The sequence below is a fragment of the Amycolatopsis minnesotensis genome (genome assembly GCF_039529815.1).
Taxonomy (GTDB): Bacteria; Actinomycetota; Actinomycetes; order Mycobacteriales; family Pseudonocardiaceae; genus Amycolatopsis; species Amycolatopsis minnesotensis.
In genome coordinates, this window is record NZ_BAAANN010000040.1 from 65179 (window position 1) to 88217 (window position 23039).

The 23039-nt window shown below is 71.9% G+C and carries 21 protein-coding genes and 1 other RNA gene; 10 read left to right on the forward strand and 12 right to left on the reverse strand.

Annotated features, from left to right (window positions below):
• Nucleotides 1–971 precede the first annotated feature (971 nt).
• Nucleotides 972–2420 carry an NADP-dependent phosphogluconate dehydrogenase gene (gene gndA / locus ABD256_RS36070; protein WP_344429412.1) on the reverse strand — a complete coding sequence of 483 codons (1449 nt, stop codon included), beginning with the start codon at nt 2418–2420 and terminating at the stop codon, nt 972–974.
• Nucleotides 2421–2641: 221 nt separating this feature from the next.
• Between gndA and ABD256_RS36075 the strand changes: the two genes are divergently transcribed.
• Entirely contained in the window at nt 2642–3499 is an 858-nt protein-coding gene (locus tag ABD256_RS36075; protein ID WP_344429414.1) for a helix-turn-helix domain-containing protein, read from the forward strand.
• On the opposite strand, the gene ABD256_RS36080 is transcribed toward ABD256_RS36075, so the two are convergent.
• Both ABD256_RS36080 and ABD256_RS36085 read right to left on the reverse strand, forming a co-directional pair.
• A complete protein-coding gene (locus tag ABD256_RS36080; RefSeq protein ID WP_344429416.1) occupies nt 3496–3750 on the reverse strand; it encodes a hypothetical protein in 255 nt (84 codons plus the stop codon). The genes ABD256_RS36075 and ABD256_RS36080 overlap by 4 nt on opposite strands.
• Nucleotides 3747–4205: a hypothetical protein gene (locus tag ABD256_RS36085; RefSeq protein ID WP_344429460.1), complete on the reverse strand. Its 459-nt coding sequence runs from the start codon at nt 4203–4205 to the stop codon at nt 3747–3749. The genes ABD256_RS36080 and ABD256_RS36085 overlap by 4 nt, the downstream gene beginning before the upstream one ends.
• Before the next feature lie 282 nt (nt 4206–4487).
• Here ABD256_RS36085 and ABD256_RS36090 point away from each other — a divergent pair, with 282 nt between their 5' ends.
• On the forward strand, nt 4488–4745 hold the full coding sequence (locus tag ABD256_RS36090; protein ID WP_344429418.1) for a DUF397 domain-containing protein: 258 nt from the start codon (nt 4488–4490) through the stop codon (nt 4743–4745).
• A gap of 99 nt (nt 4746–4844) precedes the next feature.
• Nucleotides 4845–6194: a glycoside hydrolase 5 family protein gene (locus tag ABD256_RS36095; RefSeq protein WP_344429420.1), complete on the forward strand. Its 1350-nt coding sequence runs from the start codon at nt 4845–4847 to the stop codon at nt 6192–6194.
• 966 nt (nt 6195–7160) lie between these two features.
• Here the strand turns inward: ABD256_RS36095 and ABD256_RS36100 are convergent.
• The 8 genes from ABD256_RS36100 to ABD256_RS36135 form a co-directional block, all read right to left on the reverse strand.
• A complete protein-coding gene (locus ABD256_RS36100) occupies nt 7161–7697 on the reverse strand; it encodes a hypothetical protein (protein ID WP_344429422.1) in 537 nt (178 codons plus the stop codon).
• Nucleotides 7694–8800 carry a hypothetical protein gene (locus tag ABD256_RS36105; RefSeq protein ID WP_344429424.1) on the reverse strand — a complete coding sequence of 369 codons (1107 nt, stop codon included), beginning with the start codon at nt 8798–8800 and terminating at the stop codon, nt 7694–7696. Before ABD256_RS36105 ends, ABD256_RS36100 begins: the two co-directional genes overlap by 4 nt.
• 15 nt (nt 8801–8815) lie before the next feature.
• Nucleotides 8816–9238, reverse strand: coding sequence for a FixH family protein (locus ABD256_RS36110; protein WP_344429426.1), 423 nt, complete (start codon nt 9236–9238; stop codon nt 8816–8818).
• Nucleotides 9235–10653 (reverse strand): hypothetical protein, encoded by a 1419-nt coding sequence (locus ABD256_RS36115; protein ID WP_344429428.1) that lies wholly within the window; start codon nt 10651–10653, stop codon nt 9235–9237. The genes ABD256_RS36110 and ABD256_RS36115 overlap by 4 nt, the downstream gene beginning before the upstream one ends.
• Before the next feature lie 391 nt (nt 10654–11044).
• On the reverse strand, nt 11045–11704 hold the full coding sequence (locus ABD256_RS36120; RefSeq protein WP_344429429.1) for a response regulator: 660 nt from the start codon (nt 11702–11704) through the stop codon (nt 11045–11047).
• Complete coding sequence (locus ABD256_RS36125; protein ID WP_344429431.1) at nt 11701–12885, reverse strand: sensor histidine kinase; 1185 nt, start codon at nt 12883–12885, stop codon at nt 11701–11703. Before ABD256_RS36125 ends, ABD256_RS36120 begins: the two co-directional genes overlap by 4 nt.
• A gap of 55 nt (nt 12886–12940) precedes the next feature.
• Entirely contained in the window at nt 12941–13747 is an 807-nt protein-coding gene (locus tag ABD256_RS36130) for a DinB family protein (RefSeq protein ID WP_344429433.1), read from the reverse strand.
• A gap of 39 nt (nt 13748–13786) precedes the next feature.
• A complete protein-coding gene (locus ABD256_RS36135) occupies nt 13787–14428 on the reverse strand; it encodes a hypothetical protein (protein WP_344429435.1) in 642 nt (213 codons plus the stop codon).
• A gap of 144 nt (nt 14429–14572) precedes the next feature.
• Here ABD256_RS36135 and ABD256_RS36140 point away from each other — a divergent pair, with 144 nt between their 5' ends.
• From ABD256_RS36140 to ABD256_RS36160, 5 genes are all read left to right on the forward strand, one after another.
• A complete protein-coding gene (locus tag ABD256_RS36140) occupies nt 14573–15319 on the forward strand; it encodes a response regulator transcription factor (protein WP_344429437.1) in 747 nt (248 codons plus the stop codon).
• Nucleotides 15297–16772 carry a sensor histidine kinase gene (locus ABD256_RS36145; protein WP_344429439.1) on the forward strand — a complete coding sequence of 492 codons (1476 nt, stop codon included), beginning with the start codon at nt 15297–15299 and terminating at the stop codon, nt 16770–16772. Before ABD256_RS36140 ends, ABD256_RS36145 begins: the two co-directional genes overlap by 23 nt.
• A gap of 186 nt (nt 16773–16958) precedes the next feature.
• A complete protein-coding gene (locus ABD256_RS36150; RefSeq protein ID WP_344429441.1) occupies nt 16959–17624 on the forward strand; it encodes a hypothetical protein in 666 nt (221 codons plus the stop codon).
• A gap of 69 nt (nt 17625–17693) precedes the next feature.
• On the forward strand, nt 17694–18959 hold the full coding sequence (locus ABD256_RS36155) for a bifunctional glycosyltransferase family 2/GtrA family protein (protein WP_344429443.1): 1266 nt from the start codon (nt 17694–17696) through the stop codon (nt 18957–18959).
• A complete protein-coding gene (locus ABD256_RS36160; protein WP_344429445.1) occupies nt 18956–20806 on the forward strand; it encodes an ArnT family glycosyltransferase in 1851 nt (616 codons plus the stop codon). Before ABD256_RS36155 ends, ABD256_RS36160 begins: the two co-directional genes overlap by 4 nt.
• Nucleotides 20807–20866: 60 nt before the next feature.
• Here the strand turns inward: ABD256_RS36160 and ABD256_RS36165 are convergent, their stop codons facing one another.
• Nucleotides 20867–21766, reverse strand: coding sequence for a serine/threonine dehydratase (locus tag ABD256_RS36165; protein ID WP_344429447.1), 900 nt, complete (start codon nt 21764–21766; stop codon nt 20867–20869).
• A 143-nt stretch (nt 21767–21909) separates the two neighbouring features.
• Between ABD256_RS36165 and ffs the strand changes: the two genes are divergently transcribed.
• Nucleotides 21910–22004: signal recognition particle sRNA small type (gene ffs, locus ABD256_RS36170), an RNA gene on the forward strand.
• 325 nt (nt 22005–22329) lie between these two features.
• Nucleotides 22330–22764, forward strand: coding sequence for a hypothetical protein (locus ABD256_RS36175; protein ID WP_344429449.1), 435 nt, complete (start codon nt 22330–22332; stop codon nt 22762–22764).
• The last annotated feature ends 275 nt before the right edge of the window (nt 22765–23039 follow it).

Sequence of the window (23039 nt, forward strand, 5' to 3'; positions counted from 1 at the left end):
GGCTATCCGGCACTGGAGTCGACGCGTACCCATCATCGCGGTGACCTTCGGGGATTTGGATGTCCGAAGGGGAGCCTTCGTTTGGCGGGGCGGGCGCGGCGCTATGCCTTGAGGGTGGCCTTGGGGGGCTCTGACGCCACTTTTTCCACCTTCGCAGGGGGTGCGGCCGGGGCTGTTCATGCCCTGAGGGGGCCCTTGGGGGAATCTGATGCCGCGAAGGTGCCCTTCAGGGCGTCAGCGTCGCTATGCCGTGCGCGGTGAGGGGCGAGATCGCGGCGTCAGATTCCCCGAAGGCGCCCTTCCGGGAATTTGCGGCCAGCCTCCGACGGGCCCGGCCCGCTCCGGCCACCCGGCACTGGAATCGATGCGCACCCATCATCGCGGTGACCTTCGGGGATTCGGTTGTCCGAAGGGAACCCTTCGTTTGGCGGGGCGGGCGCGGCGCTATGCCTTGAGGGTCGCCTTCGGGGACTCTGACGCCACTTTTCCCACCTTCGCAGGGGTGCGCCCGGGGTCGTTCATGCCCTGAGGGGGCCCTTGAGGGAATCTGATGCCGCGAAGGTGCCCTTCAGGGCATCAGCGTCGCTATGCCGTGCGCGGTGAGGGGCGAGATCGCGGCGTCAGATTCCCCGAAGGCGCCCTTCCGGGAATTTGCGGCCAGCCTCCGACGGGCCCGGCCCGCTCCGGCCACCCGGCACTGGAATCGATGCGCACCCATCATCACGGTGACCTTCGGGGATTCGGATGTCCGAAGGGAACCCTTCGCTCCCGCGCGGCCAGCACGATGCCATGCCCCGAAGGTCACCTTCAGGGACCTGGACGCCCCAAGGGAACCCCTCGCCACCGAGCAAGCCCGCGACTGTCCTTTCCGGACATCAGCGCACCCTCGACCGGCGGCGGGTCACATCACGCCCGCCCGCTCCCGGACCGACCCAACAGGGAGCCGGAATCCGGGAGCGGGCGGGAAGACCTCAGGCCGTGCTCTCCGCGCGGTCGTCGGTCGCCCACGCGGTGTGGAACGAGCCGCCCTTGTCCACCCTGCGGTAGGTGTGCGCGCCGAAGTAGTCGCGCTGCCCCTGCACCAGTGCCGCCGGGAGCCGTTCCGCGCGCAGGCCGTCGTAGTAGGCGAGCGCGGTGGAGAAGCCGGGGGTCGGGATGCCGAGCCGCACGGCGGTGGCGATCACCGAGCGCCACGAGTCCTGCGCGTCCTCGACGGCCTTGCGGAAGCCACCCGAGGTGAGCAGCGTCGGCAGGCCCGGCTCGTCGGCGTAGGCCGCGGTGATGTCGTTGAGGAACTTCGCCCTGATGATGCAGCCGCCGCGCCAGATCGAGGCGACCTTGCCGAGATCGATGTCCCAGCCGTATTCGGTCGCGCCCGCCTGGATCTGGTTGAAGCCCTGCGCGTAGGCCACCACCTTCGACGCGTACAGCGCCTGCTCGACATCGTCGGCGAAGGCGGACGCCTCGCTGCCCGACAGCGGCGACAGTGGCGTTCGAGCGGGCCCGCCGAGGCCGCGGGCGGCCTCGCGCAGATCGGCCGAACCGGACAGCGAGCGCGAGAACACCGCTTCGGCGATCCCGGAGATCGGGACGCCGAGGTCCAGTCCGATCTGGACGGTCCAGCGGCCGGTGCCCTTCTGCTCCGCCTGGTCGGTCACGATGTCGACGAACGGCTTGCCGGTCCCGGCGTCGGTGTGCGCGAGGACCTGCGAGGTGATCTCGATCAGGTAGGAGTCGAGCCTGCCGGTGTTCCAGTTCCGGAACACCTCCGCGATCTGCGCCGGCTCGTACCCGGCGGCGCCGCGCAGCAGGTCGAACGACTCCGCGATGAGCTGCATGTCGGCGTACTCGATGCCGTTGTGCACCATCTTCACGAAGTGCCCGGCACCGTCGGCGCCGACGTGCGTGCAGCACGGCTCGCCGTCGACCTTCGCCGAAATGTCCTCGAAGAGCGGGCCGAGTGACTCGTAGGACTCCTTGGACCCGCCGGGCATGATGCTCGGCCCGTGCAGCGCGCCTTCCTCGCCACCGGAAACCCCGGTGCCGACGAAGTGCAGACCTTGCTCCCGCAGCGCGGCTTCGCGGCGCCGCGTGTCCGCGAAGTGCGCGTTGCCCGCGTCGACGATCACGTCACCGGGTTCGAGCAGCGGCGCGAACTCCTCGATCACGGCGTCGGTCGGCCTGCCTGCCTTGACCATGATCACCACCTGGCGTGGGCGTTCGAGCGCGTCGACGAACTCCCGCGCGGAGTACGCCGGGATGAACTCGCCCTCGTCGCCGAACTGCTCGACCAGATCGCGGGTCCGTTGCTCCGAGCGGTTGTGCAGTGCCACGGTGTGCCCGTGCCGCGCCAGATTGCGCGCGAGGTTCCTGCCCATCACCGCAAGCCCCGTGACCCCGATGCTCGCCTTCTTGCTCATGGATAGCACTGCCTTCCCGGTGTCTTGATTCCCTCGCAGACTATCCCGCGCGAGGCGCGCGCCGCCGTGGCGATCCATCCCGCGGACGTCTCCTACTGGCGTTTTGATCAGTTACCTGCAACGCTGCTCGGTGTCATCGTCGCGCTCCCCTCCGTGAGAAGTTAGAGTCAGGGGCTCGTTCGGACTTGGAGGCAGCAGTGAGTACCCCGGGGGTGCGCTGAATGGCGAGCACCGTCACCTCACGTCGCAAGCAGCTCGGCAACGAGTTGCGGCACGCGCGGGCCGCGGCGGGCATGACCCAGCAGCAGGTGGCCGACGTCCTCGGCTGCACCCAGGGCAAGGTCAACAAGATCGAGTCCGGCTCGGTCGGTGTCAAGCTCGGCGACGTCCGCGCCATGCTCGAAGCCTTCGGTGTCAACGGCGAGGAGTCCGAGACGCTGCTGGAGCTGGCGCGTGCCGCCGCCGGGCAGCGCGGGCACTGGTCGGGCTACCGCGCGGTGGTGCCGCACTGGTTTCGCACCTTCACCGATCTCGAGCCCGCTGCCGCCGAAATCATGACGTGGCACGGCGAGCGGATCCCCGGCCCGCTGCAGTCCGAGCACTACATGCTCAAGCAGTTCACCGAAGCGGGCGCCACGGACGTGACCTCGCTGGTGCGCAACCGCCTCGATCGCAAGGCCGTGTTCGACCAGCAGCAGCCGCCGTACTACCGGTTCATCCTCAGCGAGGCCGCGTTGCGCCGCGCACCGGGCGGCGGCGCGCCCGCGGTGATGCTCGACCAGGTGGAGCACCTGCTCGAACTCGACAAGCGCGCCAGGGTGTACGTGCACATCCTGCCGTTCGACGCGCGGCTCGCCTCGGTGCCGAACGACTTCACCATCATGCGGTTCGCCGACCGCACCCGCGACTTCGTCTACATCGAACACTCGGCGGGCGGCCACTACCTCGACGAGCCGAAGGACTTCCAGCTCTTCGTCGACTCGTGGGACAGGCTGCGCGGTGCCGCGCTGGAACGCCAGGACAGCAGGGAGTTCCTCGCCTCGCTCGCCGACGACTACCGCAAGAAGATGATCGTCTAGCGGTTCGTCGGCTGGGCAGGGGTGCCCGCCTCGATGAAGTCCTTCACCGCCAGGAACACCCATGGCGCGGGCTCGGGCGTGGCCCCGGCGGGCCTTGCTTCCTCACCGGTGCCGACGTGATCGAGCCAGGCGTGCCGCGGTGTGCTGAACGATCCCGGCACGACGGTCCACCGCCTGGCGTCCTCCGGTGCCTCCTGGCCGTCCGGTCCGCCGGGCTCGCGGTCGTCCGCGGTCGAGATGCGGACGGTCATCCGGCCACGGCTTCCAGCGCGCGCCTCGCGTTGCCCGCGGCGGCGAGGCACTGTTCGCACGGCATTCCCGCGCCGAGCCGGAGCCACTCCACTTCGGACGGACAGAGCTCGGCGCCGCAGCGCGCGCTCATCGGGCCGCACTGCACGTCGCCTGGCTGGAGCTGGAACAGGTGCGCGGTGCGGCGGGTCTCGCCGACCGCGCCGTGGGCCATCCTGGCGATCACGGTGACCGGTTCCGGCCAGTCCTCCCGCAGGTACCAGACCGCGCTGGCGTCGTCGTCGAGGGTCAGCCAGTCGAGCATGCGGCGCATCGCGGCGGCCGGGGTGGGCACCCCGGCGGCGACCTCGTGCCCGTTGACCCGCCCGACGACCATGAACGGGGCAGGCGCGGTGTCGCGTGCCGGAGGGCGGGGCGCGCACCCCGTCCCCGGTCGCACCGCGGTGGTATCCCGCATGGTCACCATCGATCCTCCCCAGGGGGCTGCCACGGACTTTCGAGGCCCGCGACCGGAGGCAAGTGTCACCGTACTGGTGGTACGGGTGGCTATTCCCTTACCGCTTGACCCCAGCCGCTGGGATTAATCCTACTACTGGAATAATCTTGGTGTCGAGTGATCAACACTGGGGTCACTCGGACGGACCTTTCGCAGACGCCGTATGACCCAACAGATTGCGGGAGCCAGCTCGTTTGCGCACGTCACAAGCCGGTTCTGAACTAGGCACGGAGGTTGGATCAGATGTCGGATTATCTCGCCACGGCGGATTACGACCCGGGGACCGCAGTAGCACTCTTCGACGACGCCGGGTGGGAAAAGTCGTATGCGAGTGAGCCAAACGGCGGCAACTGTGTCGAAGTTCACCTCGGGGTGTCCGGCCTGGTCGGGGTGCGGGACACGAAGCTCGCCGAGAGCCCGGTGTTCGTCTTCGGCACCGGCGAGTGGGAGGCCTTCCTCACCGCGGTGAAGGCGGGCCAGTTCGACCTGCCCGCCGCCTGAGGCGCGCGTCACCGGCGGCACCCGCCGAACGGATGACCGGATCGGACAGGTTTCCGGCGGGTCCTCCCGCGCCGATGTGATCCGTGTTACCTGTGAGCCATGGGTGAGCGCGATCGAGTGACGGAGACCGGTGTCGGCAGGCGGGCGTTCCTCGGGAGCACGATGCTGGGCGCCGCCGCGGTGACGGCGGTACACGCGGCGACGCCCGCGGCGGCGGAACCGGCGGCGATCGGGCGGCGCCGCCGGTTCCGCCTCGGCGTCAACTACACGCCGTCGGCGCGCTGGTTCCACCACTGGCAGGACTGGCACACCGACGAGATCCGCCGGGACCTCGACGACATCGCGCGCCTCGGGCTCGACCACATCCGGATCATGCTGCTGTGGTCGGAGTTCCAGCCGGAGCCACGGCTGGTCAGCAGGGAGAAGCTGGACCGGCTCGCGCTGCTGCTCGACCTCGCCGACGACGCGGGTCTCGACGTCGAGCCGACGGTGTTCAACGGGCACATCTCGGCGCGGTACTGGACGCCGAACTGGCTGCAGGCGAAACCCGCGCCGGTCAACTGGTTCACCGACCCCGCCGCGCTCGAGGCGCAGCACGCGTTCCTGCGTGCACTGGCGGGCGCGATCGGGCGGCACCGGCGGTTCATGGGCTTCGACCTGTCGAACGAGCCGTACTACTACTGGGACTCCTTCGCCGGGTTCGAGCTGACACCGGCGCAGGCCGACCACTGGTACACCGTGCTCGCGGCGACCGCGGGCGAGGTCGCGCCGGGCAAGGCGAACACGGTCGGGTGCGACTCGGCGCCGTGGGACGCCACCGGCGACAGGTACTTCACGAGGAAGGCGCTCGCGACCGCGGGCGCGATCACCGCGATCCACCCGTGGACCTCGTTCAAGCTGATACTGAAGACCGACCCGCTCGGCCCGCTCGCGACGCACAACGCGGAGCGGCTCGTCCAGCTCATGCAGGCCTACGGCGAACCGGGGCGGCCGTGCTGGGTGCAGGAGGACGGCGCGGCGCCATCGCTGCACTTCTCCGACGCGACCCGGCCACTGCTCGGCGAGTGGATGAAGCGCTCGATCCGGAACGCGGCGAGTTCCGCGCACCTGCTTGGGTTCACCTGGTGGTGCTCGCACGACGTGTCGGAAACGCTGGTGCCGAAGCTGAACCCGCTGGAGTACGACCTCGGCCTCTACACGAACGACCGCAAGCTGAAGCCCGCGGGCAAGGCGCTGCGCGAACTGGCCGCCGAGTTCGACCGCACGCCACCGCGCCCCGAACCGCGCGCGACCGGGATCGTCGTCCCGGACGCGGCACCGGGCAAGGGCACGGACCTGTTCTTCGCGCTGGCGGGCAAGGGCACGCGGGCGGCGCTGGTGCTGGAAAGCCGCGCCGGTGATGCCGCCCATCTGAAGGCGCGCGGCATCACCACCCTCGTCCGCCCCTGACGGTCCGGGACCGGTCAGCATGCGTGTTCCCGGCCGCACGCTCCGGTAGGGGTCGAGTGAGGGCGTTGGGGGTGCTTCCCCATGCCCTGAAGGCGTCCTTCAGGGTCTTCAACGCCGCGAATGCGGCCTTCGCGTGCCTTGTCCGTTCGTCGCGTGCCTGCTGTGCTCTCGCGCTGATGCCCTGAAGGGCGCCTTGAGGGAATCTGGTGCCGTGAAGGACGCCTTCAGGGCATCGGCCTGGGCATGCTCGCGCGCCGCGAAGGCAGGAAATGTGGCGTCAGATGCCGTGAGGGCGTCCTTCGGGGCGTGTGTCCGGCCCGCCGGGAAATTCGGGTCGGTGGAGTGCGTTTAGCCCGCGAACCGCACTCTGCCGACCCGGTCGGACTCAGGTGGCGGGCTTGAGGGCGGGGATGCCCTGAAGGCGTCCTTCAGGGTCTTCAACGCCGTGAATGCGTCCTTCGCGTGCCTTGTCTGCTCGTCGCGTGCCTGCTGTGCTCTCGCGCTGATGCCCTGAAGGGAGCCTTGGGGGAATCTGGTGCCGTGAGGGCGTCCTTCAGGGCGTGTGCCCGGCCCGCCGGGAAATTCGGGTCGGTGGAGTGCGTTTAGCCCGCGAACCGCACTCTGCCGACCCGGTCGGACTCAGGTGGCGGGCTTGAGGGCGGGGATGCCCTGAAGGCGTCCTTCAGGGACCTCAACGCCGCGAATGCGGCCTTCGCGTGCCTTGTCCGCTCGTCGTGCCTGCTGTGCTCTCGCGCTGATGCCCCGAAGGGCGCCTTGAGGGAATCTGGTGCCGTGAAGGACGCCTTCAGGGCATCGGCCTGGGCATGCTCGCGCGCCGCGAAGGCAGGAAATGTGGCGTCAGATGCCGTGAGGGCGTCCTTCGGGGCATGTGTCCGGCCCGCCGGGAAATCCGGGTCGGTGGAGTGCGTTTAGCCCGCGAACCGCACTCCGCCGACCCGGTCGGACTCAGGTGGCGGGCTTGAGGGCGGGGCGGGTCCGGCGCCAGGCGACGGCGAGGAACGCGATCAGGGCGAGCAGCGGGATCGTGCTGATGCCCCAGCTCAGCCCCATCGGCGGGCCGGGCTGTTCGAGCACCGGCAGCACCGGCAGCGCACCCGTGCCGCGGCCGGCCGGGCCGTCGACCTGGAACCGCAGTTGCCAGTCGCCGTCGCTGGGCAGCGACTTGATGTCCCAGCCCCACACGTCCAGTTTGCGGGGGTGCCGCACGAGCGGCTGCGGGCGGTTCACCGCCCCCTTCGGGTTGACCTTGGTGACCAGTCCGGACTTGCCCTCGATCCCGCCGTCGGGGATGAAGGTGAAGTCGAGCGACTGCTCGGCCCGCACCGGCCAGGTGCTGAACCCGACGGTCAGCACGTACGGACCCGCCCGCACGTGCTCGGTGTGCACGATGTTCACCGGCTCGTACGCCAGCGCCGGTGAAGCACTCGCGACGGTCAGCCCCGCCACCGCGGTGATCACCGCGAAACCCTTGCGCAGCTTCATTTCCGCTCTCCAATCGGGGCGAGCAGCCGCAGCATCCCGCCGAACCGCCAGCCGAGGTGCCCGGCGAGCGCGCCGAGCACGGTCGCCACCGCGCAGGTGACCAGGACGCTGTCGAGACGGGGGGAAAAGGGGTACAGCCAGGCGCGTTGCCACGGCTGGAGTCCCGACACCAGCAGCCCGCCGAGCGCACCGGCGGCGATCGGCAGCCAGCGCGCCGTTCCGCGCCGCAGCACCAGTTCGATCAGCGCCGCCACCACCACGAGCGCCATCGGCATGAGCGACGGCATCTCGGGCACGCCGCTGACGTAGTCGCGGATGGGCAGCCCGACCGCGTCGGCGTAGGCGTGCGCGGCCCACGGCGAGAACCACCAGAACACCGCTTGCAGCACGGCGAGCGCCGCCGCCGCGAGCAGTGCGCCGCCCGGTTTCCCGAAGAACCCCCGCGCGACGAGCACCAGCAGCACCGACATGAACGAGACGCCGACGTCGGTCGCGCTCACGACGCCGCCTTCGAGTTCCTGCAGCCCCAGCACGGTGATCGCGCTGAACGCGAGCAGCACGCCGATCCCGCCGATCGTGCCCGCCAGGCCCCAGCGCAGATCGCGCGCCGCCGCGAAGACCATGATCGAGCCGATCACGGTGATCGTCACCGACAGCAGCAGCCCGATGTGCGGCGGCGACGAGATCACCGCGTCGAACCCGTACAGCCCGTGCCACCACTGGTCCCACAGCCCGTAGCTCAGGAACAGCGCGGCGCCGACACCGGAGACGAGGTAGCCGACGGGTGCGGCGAAGGTCTTCCCGAACACGCCGACCACCCTGCCGCCGACGTGCGGGTCGATCTCGCGCCCGGCGCGCTGGCGCGCCGTGGTCAGCAGTACCACGGCGAGGCTGGTGAGCCCGGCGACCGCGCTGCCCGCGTACAGGAACAGGTGCGGCAGCGTGAAGAACGTGTCGGGCCCGACGTCGCTGTGCCACTGCACGTCCCAGGTGAGCCCGATCAGCGAAAGCATGGTCCCGCCGAGCAGCGTCACCGCGGGCGGCCAGCCGCGCGCCGAGGTGGCCCGCGGCACCGCCATGGCGGCGGATGCGGTCATGTCCATGGAGTTCCTCCCTCGTTAGTTCCGCACGAGCAACGGGAAGACGACCTGGTCCTGGCCGCTCGCGCCGCGCATGGTCACGGTGATCTCCCACTGGCCGGTCATCGGCAGCACGGTCGGCGCCGCGCGGAACCCGCCGTCGCCGGTGGCGATCGCGGGCACCGGCACGAGTGCGTGCCCCATCTGCGGCATCACCGGCTCGACGGTCACTTCGTCGAGCGGCGCCGCCCGCCCGTGCGCGTCGGTGATGGTGAGCGAAACCGTGTTGTCGCCCGCTTTCGGGCTCTCGATCGAGAGCCGGACGGTGTGGCCCGCGGTGCTCGCGTCGAGCACGGTCGGACCGCTTTCCCCCGACGGCCACCAGAGCCACGCGAGCACGCCGGCCACGACGACGGCGACCGTCGCGATCAGCACCACGGGTTTGCGCCGCGTCTCCGTCACCGGCTTTCTCCGTTCCCCGCCGCCACTTCGACCGTGGCGGGCACCGTCAGCACCGAGTAGCCCCGCTCGGCCTGCACCCACAGCCGGTACCGCCCTGGCAGCGGGAAGGTGTAGCTGAACGCCACGTCCGGCCCGTACGCGGCGACGGTCTCGTCCGGCTGGCCGCCGACCGCGCCGGGCACGACCGGGGTCATCGCGTGCGCGTGCGCCCACACCGGCGCGCCGATCGCGGTTTCCGCCCCGTCCGGCAGCGGGCCGACGACGATGAGGTGCCCCAGCATCCCCAGCCACGGCTGCAGATCCGCGGCGGGGAAGCGCGCGGTGACGGTGCCGGTCCGGCCCGCGGTGAGCGGTGTGGTCTTCAGGTCGACGGGCATGCCGCCGACCTGGCGCGGTCCCGGTCCCGGTGCGGCGGGTGCGGGCGACGGCGGCGCGGTGGCCGTCAGGCTCAGCTTCGTCCGTGCGAGCTGTACACCACCGCCTCGGCGCGCCAGCTCGGCGGAAACCGCGTAGTCACCGGTTTCCGGCGCGTCGAGGCGAACCGAGTAGGAGCCTGGTGCGGTGCGGACCGGGTGCAGGTGCCACATCCGGCCTGCCGGGGACACGAGCACGAGGTGCACCAACGCGTTGTCGTGCACGAGCAGGTCGTCGACGGGGCGGCCGGTGGACCCGTCGACGAGGTCCGCGCGGAGCTTCCCCGGCCCTTCGGCGCGCGCGAGCAGGTTCACCGGCGGCCGCGAGAAGTCCACTATGGACGGTGGGGGTACGGCGAACGGGTCGTCGACGGTGCCCTCGGTCGGATCCAGCGCGGCGCCCGGTGCGGGCGGCGGGGTGATCTGAGCGGACAGCAGCGCGGCGGTGACCGCGACGGCGACGGCGGCGACCATGCCCGCGGCGGGCACGAGCGCGAACCGCGGCCGCTTCACCGCGGCGCCGAGCGCGACGAGCAGCAGCACCCCGGCCGCCACGAACCCGCCGTAGGTCGTCTTTTCCCACGGCGAGGTGACCAGTGCGGGCACGACGAACGGGATGCGGGCGACCTGCTCCCCGTCGTCGAGGAGCAGTTCCCACGGGCCGGGCCGGTCGACGCGCAGCGTGCCGTCGTACGGGCCGGGCGCGGCGCCGAGCGCGATGGTCGCGCTGCTGGTGACCGCGCCCGCGAAGGACGTCCGCGCGAGGACCGGGCCCGGCCGCGTGCCGGTGTGCGTCACCAGTTCGACGCGCAAGGGGCCCGGAACCGGCTCGGCGCGGCGGATCACCACGGTCAGCTCGCGGTCGCCGAGCGTCTGCGCGATGTGCAGATCGGCGCCGACCGGCGCGCCGTCGGCCGAAGCCGGTGCCGCGCCGGTCACCGCGAGCAGGGCGAGCACCACGGCGGCGAACGCCACCCGTGGTCCTCGCCGCTCGCTGCTCATGGTGACCGAAGGTAGCCAGGTGCAACGCCGTGAAGCGTCACGGCGCGGGGGGATTTTTCATCCCCTGTACGGGGGATGGCGGCTAGGGGGTGCCCCCGAGCGCGCGCCTCAGGGGCCCGTGCGGATCGGCGGTCATCCGCTTGGTGACACCCGCTTCGCGAACCAGGACCGAACCGTGGAACGTGCCGGGGTGGTGGTGCAGTTCCGTGCTGACGCCCGGCCCAGTGCCATGCCCGAGGGACGCTCCTGTAGATGCCGAAGTGTGTTGCCCTGAAGGCGCCCTTGAGGGAATCTGACGCCGCGAGGCTCCCTTCAGGGCATCGGCAGCACCATGCCGCCACCTGCCCGCGCCAGGGAGGGGTGCCGAGTGCGTTTAGCCCGCTAAACGCACTCAGCGCGGGGGTTCGACGAGGCCGTACCGGTAGGCGTAGACGACGGCGTGCACCCGGTCCCGTAGTCCCAGTTTCGCCAGCACGCGCGACACGTGCGTCTTCACGGTCTCCTCGCCGACGTGCAGGGCCGCCGCGATTTCGGCGTTGCTGCGGGCGTCGGCGATGAGCAGCAGCACTTCCCGTTCCCGCGAGGTGAGCCGGTCCAGTTCCGGCGCGCCGTGCACCGGTTCGATGCTGCTCGTGAAGCGCGCGACCAGCCGCCGCGTCACCGACGGGTCGATCAGCGCGTCCCCGCGCGCGGCCACCGTGATCGCGGACAGCAGTTCCTCCGGCGGCAGGCTCTTGAGCAGGAACCCGCTCGCACCGGCCCGCAGCGCGCGGTAGACGTAGTCGTCGAGGTCGTACGTGGTGAGCACGAGGACCCTGGTCTCGTTGCCGGGCGAGGAAAGGATCGCCTCGGTGGCGGCGAGCCCGTCGAGCTTCGGCATGCGGACGTCCAGCACGGCGACGTCGGGCCGGAGCCGCCGTGTCTCGGCGACCGCCGCGTGCCCGTCGGCGACTTCGGCGACGCAGTCGAGGTCCGGCTGGGTGTCCAGCACCGCGCGCATCCCGGAGCGGAACATCGCGTGGTCGTCGGCGAGCAGCACCCGGATCGTCACTCCTGCCCTCCCGCGGGTTCGATGCCGAACGCGACCCGCACCTGCCAGTGCGCGCCGTCGGGGAGCATGCCGTAGGTCGCGGTGCCGCCGAACAGCGCCACCCGCTGCCGGATCCCGCTGAGCCCGAGGTGCGCGCGCTCCTCGTGCCGCGCGGTCGCGCTCGCCGGGTTCGTCACGGTCAGCGCCACCTCGGTCCGCCGGTAGGTCAGCACCAGCTCCACCTGGCCGTGCTCGCCGTGCCGCAGCGCGTTGGTGAGCGCCTCCTGCGCGATCCGGTACAGCGCGATGTCGAGCGAACCCGGCACCGCCGACGGCTTGCCTTCGGTGGTCAGCCGCACCGCGAGCCCGGCACCGCGCATGCCGTCGAGCAGCTCGTCGAGGTTGTCGAGCCCCGGCTGCCTGCGGCCGGGACCCGCCTCCTGCCCGTGCAGCAGGTCCAGGAGCCGTCGCAGGTCCACCATCGCCGACCGGCTCGCCGACTCGACCGCGGTCAGCGACCGGTGCACCGTCGCGCCCCCCGATTCGGGCAGGCCCATCCTCGCCGCGCCCGCGTGCAGGCCGATCGCGCTCACGTGGTGCGAGATGACGTCGTGCAGGTCCCGTGCGATCGCGCTGCGCTCGTCGGCGACCGCGCGCTCCACCGCCTCGCGTTCGTTGCGGCGCTTGCGTTCCTCCTGTTTTTCCAGTTCGGCGACGTACGCGCGGCGCGCGGTCGTGTAGCGGCCGACGAGCCACGGCAGCGCGACCGAGGTGAGCAGGTTCGCGGTGAGCAGCCGCCAGTCGTGCGCGTTGCGACCGCCGCCGAGCAGGTACGACGCGGTGAGCCCGGCGAACATCACGGCCAGCGTCAGCAGTGCCCGCGGGGTGCGGAGCCACGCGCCTGCTCGGTAGCCGGCGACCAGGATGCCCGCGCTGTTCGGCACGCGGACGCCGCCGGTGCAGGCGCACAGCAGCAGCGGCGCCAGCACCGCGAGCGCGGCATGGCCGCACGCGACCAGCCACGAGAGCCGGGCGCTCGCGGCGAGCGCGAGATCGGCGACCACCGCGAGCGCGACGACCACGAGGGCGTCCCAGCGCGTCAGCGGCGGCCCGAGGATCAGGAAGGTGCCGAGGTCGGCGACGAGGCAGACGGCGGCGACGAGCCACGACTGCCGCGCGAGCGAACCGCTGATGTCGACCACTGCCGCCGTTTCCTCCGGTCATGAACCCCGTGGCAACAATGGCACACCGCTCCGGTCAGCCCTGCCTGGCGAACAGCGCGTCGAGATCGCGCTCCGCGTAGAGCCGGTGCTCCCATTCCTCGTTGAGGACGCACCGCAGGCATTCGCGCACCGGATGGCTGCCCGGCTCCGGCCACCCCGGGCCTTCGACCGGTTCGGTGTCGGCGGCCAGGCTCTGCTCGGTCAGCCCGCCGATCACCTCGCGCACGGTCGCCATCCGGTCCCGGCGCAGCGCCAGCACGGTGTCCAGCGACGGCCGCGCGGAACGGTCCCACGGCACGCCGGGCAGTTCGGGTGCCTCGTCCCACGGCAGGCCGAGTGCGTCCCACGGTGCCGGGTCACCGAGTATCGCGCGCCGCACCCAGGCGTCCGTGACGAACACCAGGTGCCGCAGGGTTTCGATGAACGACCACTCGCCGCCCACCGATTCGTGCAGCAGCACGGGATCGAGGCCGCGCGCCCGTTCGACGGTGCCGTACCAGAGCCGTTCCAGCACGGCCCACGCTTCCCGGAAGCCGTCCGGATCGGTGGGGCGCATCTTCGCCCGCTCGGGATGGCGGCGGTCCAGCTCGGCCTCGATGAGCGGCCCGACGTCCACGCCGTTGACCCGCAGGCCGTCGATCTCCCCTCGAATGTCCACATTGGACAGTATGGCGCCGCTCATCACCACCCCGCCGAAGTGCGCGCCGCGAAAGCTGGCGCCGGAGAGGTCCACGGAACGGAACCGGGCACCGTTCGCGCGCACGTTCTCGAACCGGGCGCCGGAGAGGTTCACGCGCTCGAACGCGGAGCCGCCGAGGTCTTCGCCGGAGAAGTCCGTCATGCCGGAAGCGTAGCGGCGCGGCCGGCATTTCCGCGTGGTTCAGGGCGTGCCGGGCGGTCCGCCGCGCTGACCGGAGCCGTCCGGCGGCGCCTGCCCACCGGGCGGCTGCTGACCCTGCTGACCCTGCTGACCCTGCTGACCCGGTTGTCCCTGCTGACCGCCTTGGCCGCGCCTGCCGCCGCCGGTGCTCAGGGTGCCTTCGGAGATCGTGGTCGCGGTGGCCGTGCTGCCGGAGACCTTCGCGACGACGGTGACGGTGTCGCCCGTCTTCGGGTCGTCGACCCGCTTCGTGGTGGTGTCGATGGCGTAGGTCTGGGTGTAGCCGTCCTTGCTGGCGGTGGTGATGGAGGTGGCGCTGATCGCGGTGACCTGGCCGGTCTGCAGGCGTTCGGTGGTGTAGCCGCCGTTGCCGTCGGAGACGACGAAGTCGCCGTGCAGCGCGTCGCGCGGCGCGGTCGCGCCGCCCGCCATGCCGCCCATCATCCCGGGTGGGCCGCCGAAGCCGCCGCGTCCGCCTTCCTGCCCGCCGGCGCTCGTGCCCGCCCAGATCGCCACCCCGCCCGCGGCGGCGATGACGACGGCGACGCTCGCGGCGACCGCGGTCCTGCGGCCGGTCCGGTTCTTCGGCTGGGCGGGCCGGGGTTCGCCCCAGGTGGTGCCTTCAGGCTCTTCGGTGCTCATGCGACCAGCGTCAGGCAGCTCACTGTGAACCCGCTGTGCGGTCGATGGGCCGGCGCTGTGCGCTCGCACAAGCGGGTGAAAGCGCACAGGAAACGCACAGGCGGTGCACAGCGAGGGCCTATCGCGCGCACCGACCATGGGAGTATGAGCAGCATGAACGCGGCAGCACCCGGTCATCCGGCCGCGCTCCGCCGCGCCGACGGGTCGGCGGTGCGGGTCCTGGTCGTCGACGACGAGTCGACGCTCGCCGAGCTGGTGTCGATGGCGTTGCGCATGGAGGGCTGGGACATCCGGAGCGCGGGCACGGGTGCCGACGCGGTGCGCGTCGCGCGCGAGTTCCGTCCCGACGTGGTGGTGCTCGACGTGATGCTGCCGGACTTCAGCGGGATCGAGGTGCTGCGGCGGATGCGGGCCGAGTCGCCGAACCTGCCGGTGCTGTTCCTGACCGCGAAGGACGCCGTGGAGGACCGGATCGCCGGGCTGACCGCGGGCGGCGACGACTACGTGACCAAGCCCTTCAGCCTGGAGGAGGTGGCGCTGCGCCTGCGCGCGCTGCTGCGCCGGGCGCACGGGGTGGCGGGCAGCCAGGGGTCGACGCTCGTCGTCGGCGACCTTTCGCTCGACGAGGAAAGCCGCGAGGTCTACCGCGGTGACGAGCTGATCCCGTTGACCGCGACCGAGTTCGAGCTGCTGCGCTACCTCATGCGCAACCCGAAGCGGGTGCTCAGCAAGGCCCAGATCCTCGACCGGGTGTGGAGCTACGACTTCGGCGGCCAGGCGAACATCGTCGAGCTCTACATTTCCTACCTGCGCAAGAAGATCGACGCCGACCGCGCGCCGATGATCCACACCATGCGGGGCGCCGGGTATGTCCTCAAGCCTGCCTCGTAGGCGGCCGTGGTCGCTGCGGCGCAGGCTGATCGCGCAGCTCGCCGGCCTGCTCGCGATCGTCTGCCTGGTGGTCGGCGTGGTGACCGAGTTCGCGCTGCGCGAGTTCCTGATCGGCCAGCTCGACAGCAGGCTTTCGCAGGCGACCGACCGCGGCCGCCGCCCGCCCCCGGAGATCCGGCCGGGCTGGCCCGGCCAGAAGCCCGCGCCGCCAGCGTTGCGCGTGTTCGGGCAGGGCGTCGGCACACTGGCGATGCAGGCGGGCACGGACGGGACGGTGCAGGCCGAGGTGCTCGCGCCGGATCCGCACCACATCGACGCGAGGCCGACGCGGCAGGTGCCGGTCGGCGAGGTGCCGAAACTGCTCGCGGTGCCGCCGGACGGGCGCAAGCAGAACGTCGACCTCGGCCCGCTCGGCGAGTACCGCGTGGTGGCGAACCGGATGCCCGACGGCACCGTGGTGCTGATCGGCCTGCCGATGGAGGACGTGTCGGGCACGCTGCTGCAGCTCGGGCTGATCTTCGGCGGGGTCGCGCTCGGCGGGCTGGTGGTGGTCGGCGCGGCGGGCGCGTTCACGGTGCGCCGCACGCTGCGGCCGCTGGACCGGCTCGCCGACACCGCCACGCGCGTGGCGGAGCTGCCCTTGGACCGCGGCGAGGTCGCCCTGCCGGTCCGGGTGTCCGATGTGGACACCGATCCCGGTACCGAGGTCGGCAAGGTCGGGTTCGCGCTGAACCGCATGCTCGGGCACATCGCGAACGCGCTGCACGCGCGGCAGGCCAGCGAAAGCCGGGTCCGCCAGTTCGTCGCGGACGCCTCGCACGAGCTGCGGACCCCGCTCGCCGCGATCCGCGGCTACGCCGAACTCACCCGGCGCAGCGCGGAAACCGTGCCGCCGGACGTCGCGTTCGCGATGAGCAGGGTGGAGTCGGAGTCGGCGCGGATGACCACCCTGGTGGAGGACCTGCTCCTGCTCGCGCGGCTGGATTCCGGCCGCGCCGTCGTGCACGAGCCGACCGATCTTTCGCGGCTGGTGGCGGATGCCGTCGCGGACGCGCACGTGGCCGGGCCGGACCACCGCTGGCTGCTGGACGTGCCCGCGGAGCCGATCACCGTGCTCGGCGACGGAGACCAGCTCCACCAGGTGCTGATCAACCTGCTGAACAACGCGCGCACGCACACCCCGCCGGGGACCGAGGTCGCCACCGCGCTGTCCGTCGAAGGCGTCGCGGTGGTGCTCGTGGTGGCCGACAACGGGCCGGGCATCCCGACCGAGGTGCTGCCGGGCGTGTTCGAGCGGTTCGCCAGGGGCGACACGTCGAGATCGCGCGCCGCGGGCAGCACCGGGCTGGGGCTCGCGATCGTCGCGGCCGTGGTGGCCGCGCACCGGGGCACCGTCGGCGTGCGCAGCGAGCCGGGACGCACCGAGTTCACGGTGACCTTCCCGGCGCCCTGACCCAGAGCCCGCTCGACGACGTTTCGCGGGCTAAACGCTCCCTGCCCGCGCGATCTGCCGCCGGGCCGTCTGCCTGCAGTTAGCGGGCTAAACGCACTCCGGGACACCGCCCCCGGCGGGTGCCTGGCCCCAGCCCCTCCGACGCCCGCATCGGGGCTGAGGGGTCCCGGTGGCATGATCCGGGGCGTGCTTGAGGACGTTTCGCGGGCTAATCGTTCCCAGCTGCGCGACCTGGTGCTGGTCGCCGAGAAGGCGAACACCCTGGTCGCCGCGTTCGACGGCAGCAGCGCCCGCGAAGGAGCCCGTACCCGCGCCGAGGAGCTGGCGATCCTGCTCGACGGTCTCGCGGAGTCGCCCGCGCTGACCGAGGCCCTGGCCGGCGCGCGTGCCCGTGCCGAAGCGCGGCGGCTGGCGGTCGAACTCGTCGACAAGCACACCGAGGACCTCGGATTCGACCGGGCCTACCGCGCGGGTGCCGGGGAGGGCGAGGACGTCGCGGAACTGGACCGCGCCCTCGCGCGCGGCGAGCGGGTCCTCGCCGCCGACCTCGACCTCATCCGCGGCGCCGACCTGGCGGGCCGCGACGACAGCGGGTACCCACCCGTCCGGGGCGAAGAGAACCCGGCGCGCGCTGTCGCCGAGGTCATCGGCCTCGGGCGCCGCCGCCTGCTGGACCCCGTGCTCACGATCGTCGCCCGCGGCGCGCACGACCGGTACCGGCAGCGGGCCCGCGCGATGCATGACGCCGCGCACCTCGCGGCCGTGCTCGACGACGTCGTCGCTCGCGAGTTCCGGCGGCTCACCGGTGCCGAGCGCCCCGCCAACCGGGAGATCCTCGCCGCGCTGGACTGATCGCGGAGTCACAGGTCGTGCACAGCGAGGGCACAAGGCCACCACAACGGCCGCCCCGATCTTGGACGCATGACGGTGACCTCCAAGACCTCGAAGACCTTCAAGACCTCGAAACCGGAAGCCCGGCCGGTGTTCACCACGCGAGCCGGTACGCCGGTGCTGGACGTGGTCATCCCGGTCTACAACGAGGAGGCGGACCTGGCAGGCTGCGTGTGCCGGGTCCACACCTACCTCGCCGGCACCTTCCCCTACCCGTGCCGCATCACCGTCGCCGACAACGCGAGCACCGATTCGACGCTGGAAATCGCGAACTCGCTCGCCGATGAGCTGCCCGGCGTCAAGGTGGCGCACCTCGACCAAAAGGGCCGCGGGCGTGCGCTGCGCGCCGTCTGGGCGGCATCGGACGCCGCCGTGCTCGCCTATATGGATGTCGACCTGTCGACAGATTTGGCGGCACTCTTCCCGCTCGTCGCGCCGCTCATCTCCGGGCATTCGGACATCGCGATCGGCACCAGGCTGCACCGCGGCGCTCGTGTCACCCGCGGCGCGAAACGCGAGTTCATCTCCCGCTGCTACAACCTGCTGCTGCGCGGCACGCTGGCCGCCAGCTTCTCCGACGCCCAGTGCGGCTTCAAGGCGATCAGGGCGGAGGTCGCCGCCGAGCTGCTGCCGCTGGTCAAGGACACCGCGTGGTTCTTCGACACCGAACTGCTCGTGCTCGCGCAGCGCGCCGGCCTGCGGATCCACGAGGTGCCGGTGGACTGGGTGGACGACCCGGACAGCCGCGTCGACATCGCGGCCACCGCGGTCGCCGATCTCAAGGGCATCGCCAGGCTCAGCAGGGCGCTGGTCACCGGTTCGCTGCCGATCGGGAAGGTGCGCAGCCAGCTCGGCAGGCGCCCGCCCGACGCCGGTGCGCCGGGAGTGCCGCCGAGCCTGGTGCGCCAGCTCGTCCGGTTCGCCGCGGTCGGCGTCGCCAGCACGCTGGCCTACCTGCTGCTGTTCGCGCTGCTGCGCGGCGGGATCGGCGCGCAGGCGGCGAACTTCGTCGCGCTGCTGGTCACCGCGGTCGCCAACACGGCGGTCAACCGCCGCTTCACCTTCGGCGTGCGCGGATCCGAGGACGCGGGCAAGCACCAGTTCGAAGGCCTCGTCGTGTTCGGCTTCGGCCTCGCGCTCACCAGCGGTTCGCTCGCGCTGCTGCACGCGTTCGTCACCGCCCACCCCGCCGCCGAGCTGATCGTGCTGGTGCTCGCCAACCTGCTCGCCACGGTCCTGCGGTTCCTGCTGCTGCGGAACTGGGTGTTCCGCGAGAAAACCGAGGAAGTGAAATGACCGCCCCCGCGCTCACCAGGACGAGTGCCCGGCCCGCCGCGTCCGCACCGGCGGCGCCCCGCTGGCACCGCCCCGCGCTCGCGGCGCTGCTCGTCGGCACCGCGCTGCTGTACCTGTGGGACCTCGGTGCCTCCGGCTACGGCAACAGCTACTACGCGATGGCCGTCCAGGCGGGCACGCAAAGCTGGAAGGCGTGGTTCTTCGGCGCGCTCGACCCGAGCGGCGTCATCACCGTCGACAAACCGCCCGCGTCGCTGTGGCTGATGGGGCTTTCCGGCCGCGTATTCGGGTTTTCGAGCTGGAGCGTGCTCGCGCCCAACGCGCTCGCCGGCGTCGGCTCCGTCGCGCTGCTGTACGGGGCGGTCAAGCGGTACTCCGGCCCCGCCGCGGGCCTGCTCGCGGGCACCGTGCTCGCGTTGACCCCGGTGGCCGCGGTGATGTTCCGGTTCGACAACCCGGACGCGCTGCTCGTGCTGCTGCTCGTCGCGGGCGCCTACTGCACCGTGCGCGCCACCGAGAAGGCGAGCACCGGCTGGCTGCTGCTCGCCGGGAGCGCGATCGGGTTCGGCTTCCTCACCAAGATGCTGCAGGCGTTCCTCGTGCTGCCCGCCTTCGCGCTGGTGTACCTGATCGCCGCGCCGGCCGGGATCGGCCGCCGGATCTGGCAGCTGCTCGCCGCGGCGGGCGCGGTCGTGGTGGCCGCGGGATGGTGGATCGCGGCCGTCGCGCTGTGGCCTGCCGCGGACCGGCCCTACATCGGCGGCTCCGAAACGAACAGCGCACTCGAACTCGCCTTCGGGTACAACGGTTTGGGCCGCATCTTCGGCGGCGAAGGAAACCGCGGCGGCGGTGGTCCCGGTGGTTCCGGTGGCGCGATGGGCGGGAACGCGGGCTTCGGCGGCGGAACCGGGCTCGGCCGCATGTTCGGCGAGAGCTTCGGCACCGAGATCTCCTGGCTGCTGCCCGCCGCGCTGATCGGGCTCGTCGCCGGGCTGTGGTTCACGCGCCGGGCGCCGCGCACCGACCGCACGCGTGCCGCGCTGCTGCTGTGGGGCGGCTGGCTCGTCGTCACCGCGCTGGTGTTCAGCTACATGGGCGGCACCATCCACCCGTACTACGCGGTGGCGCTGGCTCCCGCGATCGCCGCGCTCGTCGCGATCTCCGGGCGGGAGCTGTGGCGGGGCAGGGCGAACTTCGCGGCGCGGAGCTGCCTCGCGCTCATGCTCGCGTCGGCCGGTGTGTGGGGTTTCGTGCTGCTGACCAGGTTCGGCACCTGGCAGCCGTGGCTGAAGTACGTGGTGCTCGCCGCGGCCGCTCTTGGCGTGCTCGCGCTGCTGTTCGGCGGCCGCGTCCGGCAGGCCGCGCCGCTGCTGCTCGCCGGTGTCCTTTGTGGAGGGTTGATCGCGGCGGCCGGCTTCACCGTGGCCACCGCCGCGACCCCGCACACCGGATCGATCCCCACTTCGGGGCCGATTTCGAGCGGTTTCGGCGGTGGGCCCGGCGAGGGGCGGTCCGATACCGCCGTCACCGCGTTGCTGTCCACAACGGACACTCAGTGGGCGGCAGCGGCGGGCGGGGCGCAGGAAGCCGCCGGGCTCGCGCTGAGCAGCGGCAAGCCGGTGCTGGCGATCGGCGGGTTCACCGGCCGCGACCCCGCGCCGACCCTCGCCGAGTTCGAGCAGTACGTCGCGGACGGGAAGGTCCGCTACTACCTCGCCGGCGGGCGTGGCGGCTTCGGCGGCGGTCCTGGCGGGTCGAACGAGATCGCGACCTGGGTCGCGGACAACTTCAGCGCCACCACGGTCGGCAGCAGCACCGTCTACGACCTGGCGAAACCGCTCAGCTGACGCCGGTAAAGGCCGCCTTCGGGACGTCTCGGCGGAGTGCGGTCAGCGGGCTAAACGTCGTCAGGACGGGGACCAGTCCGCGTTCGCCCCGCACAGCACCAGGCACGGCAGCTCGGCGTCGAACCGGCCGCCGAGCCAGGCCGCGAGCGGTACCGCCGCGGCGGGTTCGACGGCCAGGCGGAAGTCCTCCCACAACCGGTCCCTCGCCGCGACGATCTCGGCGTCCGGCACCAGCACCGGCACCGTCCGCGCCGTGCTCAGCACCGCGAACGGCGCCTCCCCGATCCGGGTCGCCCCCAGCGCGGAAGCGGCGACGGAGTCGACCGGCACGTCGACCGGCCCGCCCGCTTCGAGCGCGGCGTGCACGGAGCGGCAGTGCTCCGGTTCCGCCACCACGCAGGCCCGGTCCCCGATCGCCAGCGCGGTGCCCGCCGCGAGCCCGCCGCCGCCCGCGGCGACCACGACGGCGTCCACCTCCGGCGCCTCTTCGACGACTTCCGCGGCCACCGTGCCCTGCCCGGCGATCACCGCGGGGTCGTCGTAGGCGGGCAGGTACCTGGCGCCGGTCACGGCCCGCGCCGCGTCGGCCGCCTCGGCGTAGGTGTCGCCGTGCCTGATCAGCTCGGCCCCCGCGGCGATGATCCGGCGCGCCTTCGCCTCCGGCACCGAGCGCGGCGTGTACACCGTCGCAGGGATCCCGAGCAGCCGCGCCGCGGTCGCCACGCCGAGGCCGTGGTTGCCGCCGGACGCCGTCACCACCCGGCCGGGGCGCTCGCCCGACAGCAGCGCGTTCGTCGCGCCCCGCAGCTTGAACGAACCGCCGAGCTGGAGGTGTTCGAGCTTGAGCACGAGCGGGCGGCCGTCGACGGTCACGCGCATCAGCGGCGTGCGGCGCACGTACGGGCGAATCGCGGTCGCGGCGGCCGCGACGTCCGCGGCGGCGGGAAGGGAGGTCGTCATGTCCCCACCATGCGCCCGCACGAGCCCCGAGATCCAGTTCGCCCGCCGACGACGGTTAGCCCGCTAAACGCAGGCCAGCCCGCCGCGGTCGCCTGGCCGGCGACCGTGCGCGTGACACCGCGACCCGGGTCAGTACACTGGTCCACGGACCCCGCGCGGCGTCCACCCTGTGAACCTCCCCAGGGCCGGAAGGCAGCAAGGATAAGCAGGCTCTGACGGGTGCGCGGGGTCCCCTTATGCCCTGCTCGACGCCGGCGCGTCTTCGCAGGGTTCCGTTTCACAGCGGGGGCCGAGCCCGCATCCCCACGGTGCGAGCTCCTCCTCTTGACGGCCTGCTCCCGTTCGGTGACATCAGCATTCTTCTCGCGGCGGCTGTTTGAGGCTCGCCTTCGGCGTCGCGGTTTGTGTCCTTCTCGTGGGTGAGGCGGGTCCCCTTTGGGCGGGAGGTGGGTGGTGGCTGTGCGTTCCACCATTGGTTTCTTGCCTGGTGAAGGGGGACTGAGATGTGTAGGTGGGTTACCGGATTAGTAGTGGCGGTGCTTGTGCTGTCCGGGGGTGTGGGGGTGGCCGGGGCCGAGGGTGGGGTTCGGCAGGCTGTGGTGGGGATCGGCGGGATGGCGTTCCAGGGGGATCGGCTGACGTTCGCGTTCGACGCGCATGCCGTCTGGGGTGCCGGGGCGAAGTCGCGCGGCACGTTCCACGTGTGGCACGCGGGGCCGGACGGGCACGTCAAGGCCGAGTACGCGGGCACTGTGAAGTGCGTGTTCGCGACGGCCGGGTACGCGACCGTCACCGGCACCGTCCACATCGTGCGCGGCGATCCGGGGATGGAGGGCACCTGGGCCGGGTTCAGCGTCGTCGGCAACTCCGCGCCGAACCGGATCGGCTACGGCGGGCAACCGTGGGGAGACCCCAAGCCCGGCAACGACTGCACCGCGCTGCCGCCCTACTCGCCCGTCGAGTTCGGCCACTACCAAGTCAACTCCGGCGGCATATGACCCCACGACATTTAGCCCGCTAAACGCACTCCGCGCCCAGCCCCACCCGCGACGTTAAGCCCGCGAACTGCACCCGCCGCCCCCACCTCAGCCCGCTCGCCCGCCCACGACGTTTAGCCCGCGAACTGCACTCCGCGACCCACCCCCACTTCGCGCGCCTACGAAAGGTCCGCTCGCCCGCCTACCCCCCGAGTGCCGCGAGGCCCGCGCCGAAGGCGCGGTCACTCCCAACCCAGCCACCCACCCGGCAGCCGACGCGCCCCCCGCGGCCGGGG

Coding starts and splice junctions, on each gene's coding strand:
- gndA (WP_344429412.1), bottom strand. CDS start 2,420: ATGAGCAAGAAGGCGAGCATCGGGGTCACGGGGCTTGCGGTGATGGGC.
- ABD256_RS36075 (WP_344429414.1), top strand. CDS start 2,642: ATGGCGAGCACCGTCACCTCACGTCGCAAGCAGCTCGGCAACGAGTTG.
- ABD256_RS36080 (WP_344429416.1), bottom strand. CDS start 3,750: ATGACCGTCCGCATCTCGACCGCGGACGACCGCGAGCCCGGCGGACCG.
- ABD256_RS36085 (WP_344429460.1), bottom strand. CDS start 4,205: ATGCGGGATACCACCGCGGTGCGACCGGGGACGGGGTGCGCGCCCCGC.
- ABD256_RS36090 (WP_344429418.1), top strand. CDS start 4,488: ATGTCGGATTATCTCGCCACGGCGGATTACGACCCGGGGACCGCAGTA.
- ABD256_RS36095 (WP_344429420.1), top strand. CDS start 4,845: ATGGGTGAGCGCGATCGAGTGACGGAGACCGGTGTCGGCAGGCGGGCG.
- ABD256_RS36100 (WP_344429422.1), bottom strand. CDS start 7,697: ATGAAGCTGCGCAAGGGTTTCGCGGTGATCACCGCGGTGGCGGGGCTG.
- ABD256_RS36105 (WP_344429424.1), bottom strand. CDS start 8,800: ATGGACATGACCGCATCCGCCGCCATGGCGGTGCCGCGGGCCACCTCG.
- ABD256_RS36115 (WP_344429428.1), bottom strand. CDS start 10,653: ATGAGCAGCGAGCGGCGAGGACCACGGGTGGCGTTCGCCGCCGTGGTG.
- ABD256_RS36130 (WP_344429433.1), bottom strand. CDS start 13,747: ATGACGGACTTCTCCGGCGAAGACCTCGGCGGCTCCGCGTTCGAGCGC.
- ABD256_RS36135 (WP_344429435.1), bottom strand. CDS start 14,428: ATGAGCACCGAAGAGCCTGAAGGCACCACCTGGGGCGAACCCCGGCCC.
- ABD256_RS36140 (WP_344429437.1), top strand. CDS start 14,573: ATGAGCAGCATGAACGCGGCAGCACCCGGTCATCCGGCCGCGCTCCGC.
- ABD256_RS36145 (WP_344429439.1), top strand. CDS start 15,297: ATGTCCTCAAGCCTGCCTCGTAGGCGGCCGTGGTCGCTGCGGCGCAGG.
- ABD256_RS36155 (WP_344429443.1), top strand. CDS start 17,694: ATGACGGTGACCTCCAAGACCTCGAAGACCTTCAAGACCTCGAAACCG.
- ABD256_RS36160 (WP_344429445.1), top strand. CDS start 18,956: ATGACCGCCCCCGCGCTCACCAGGACGAGTGCCCGGCCCGCCGCGTCC.
- ABD256_RS36165 (WP_344429447.1), bottom strand. CDS start 21,766: ATGACGACCTCCCTTCCCGCCGCCGCGGACGTCGCGGCCGCCGCGACC.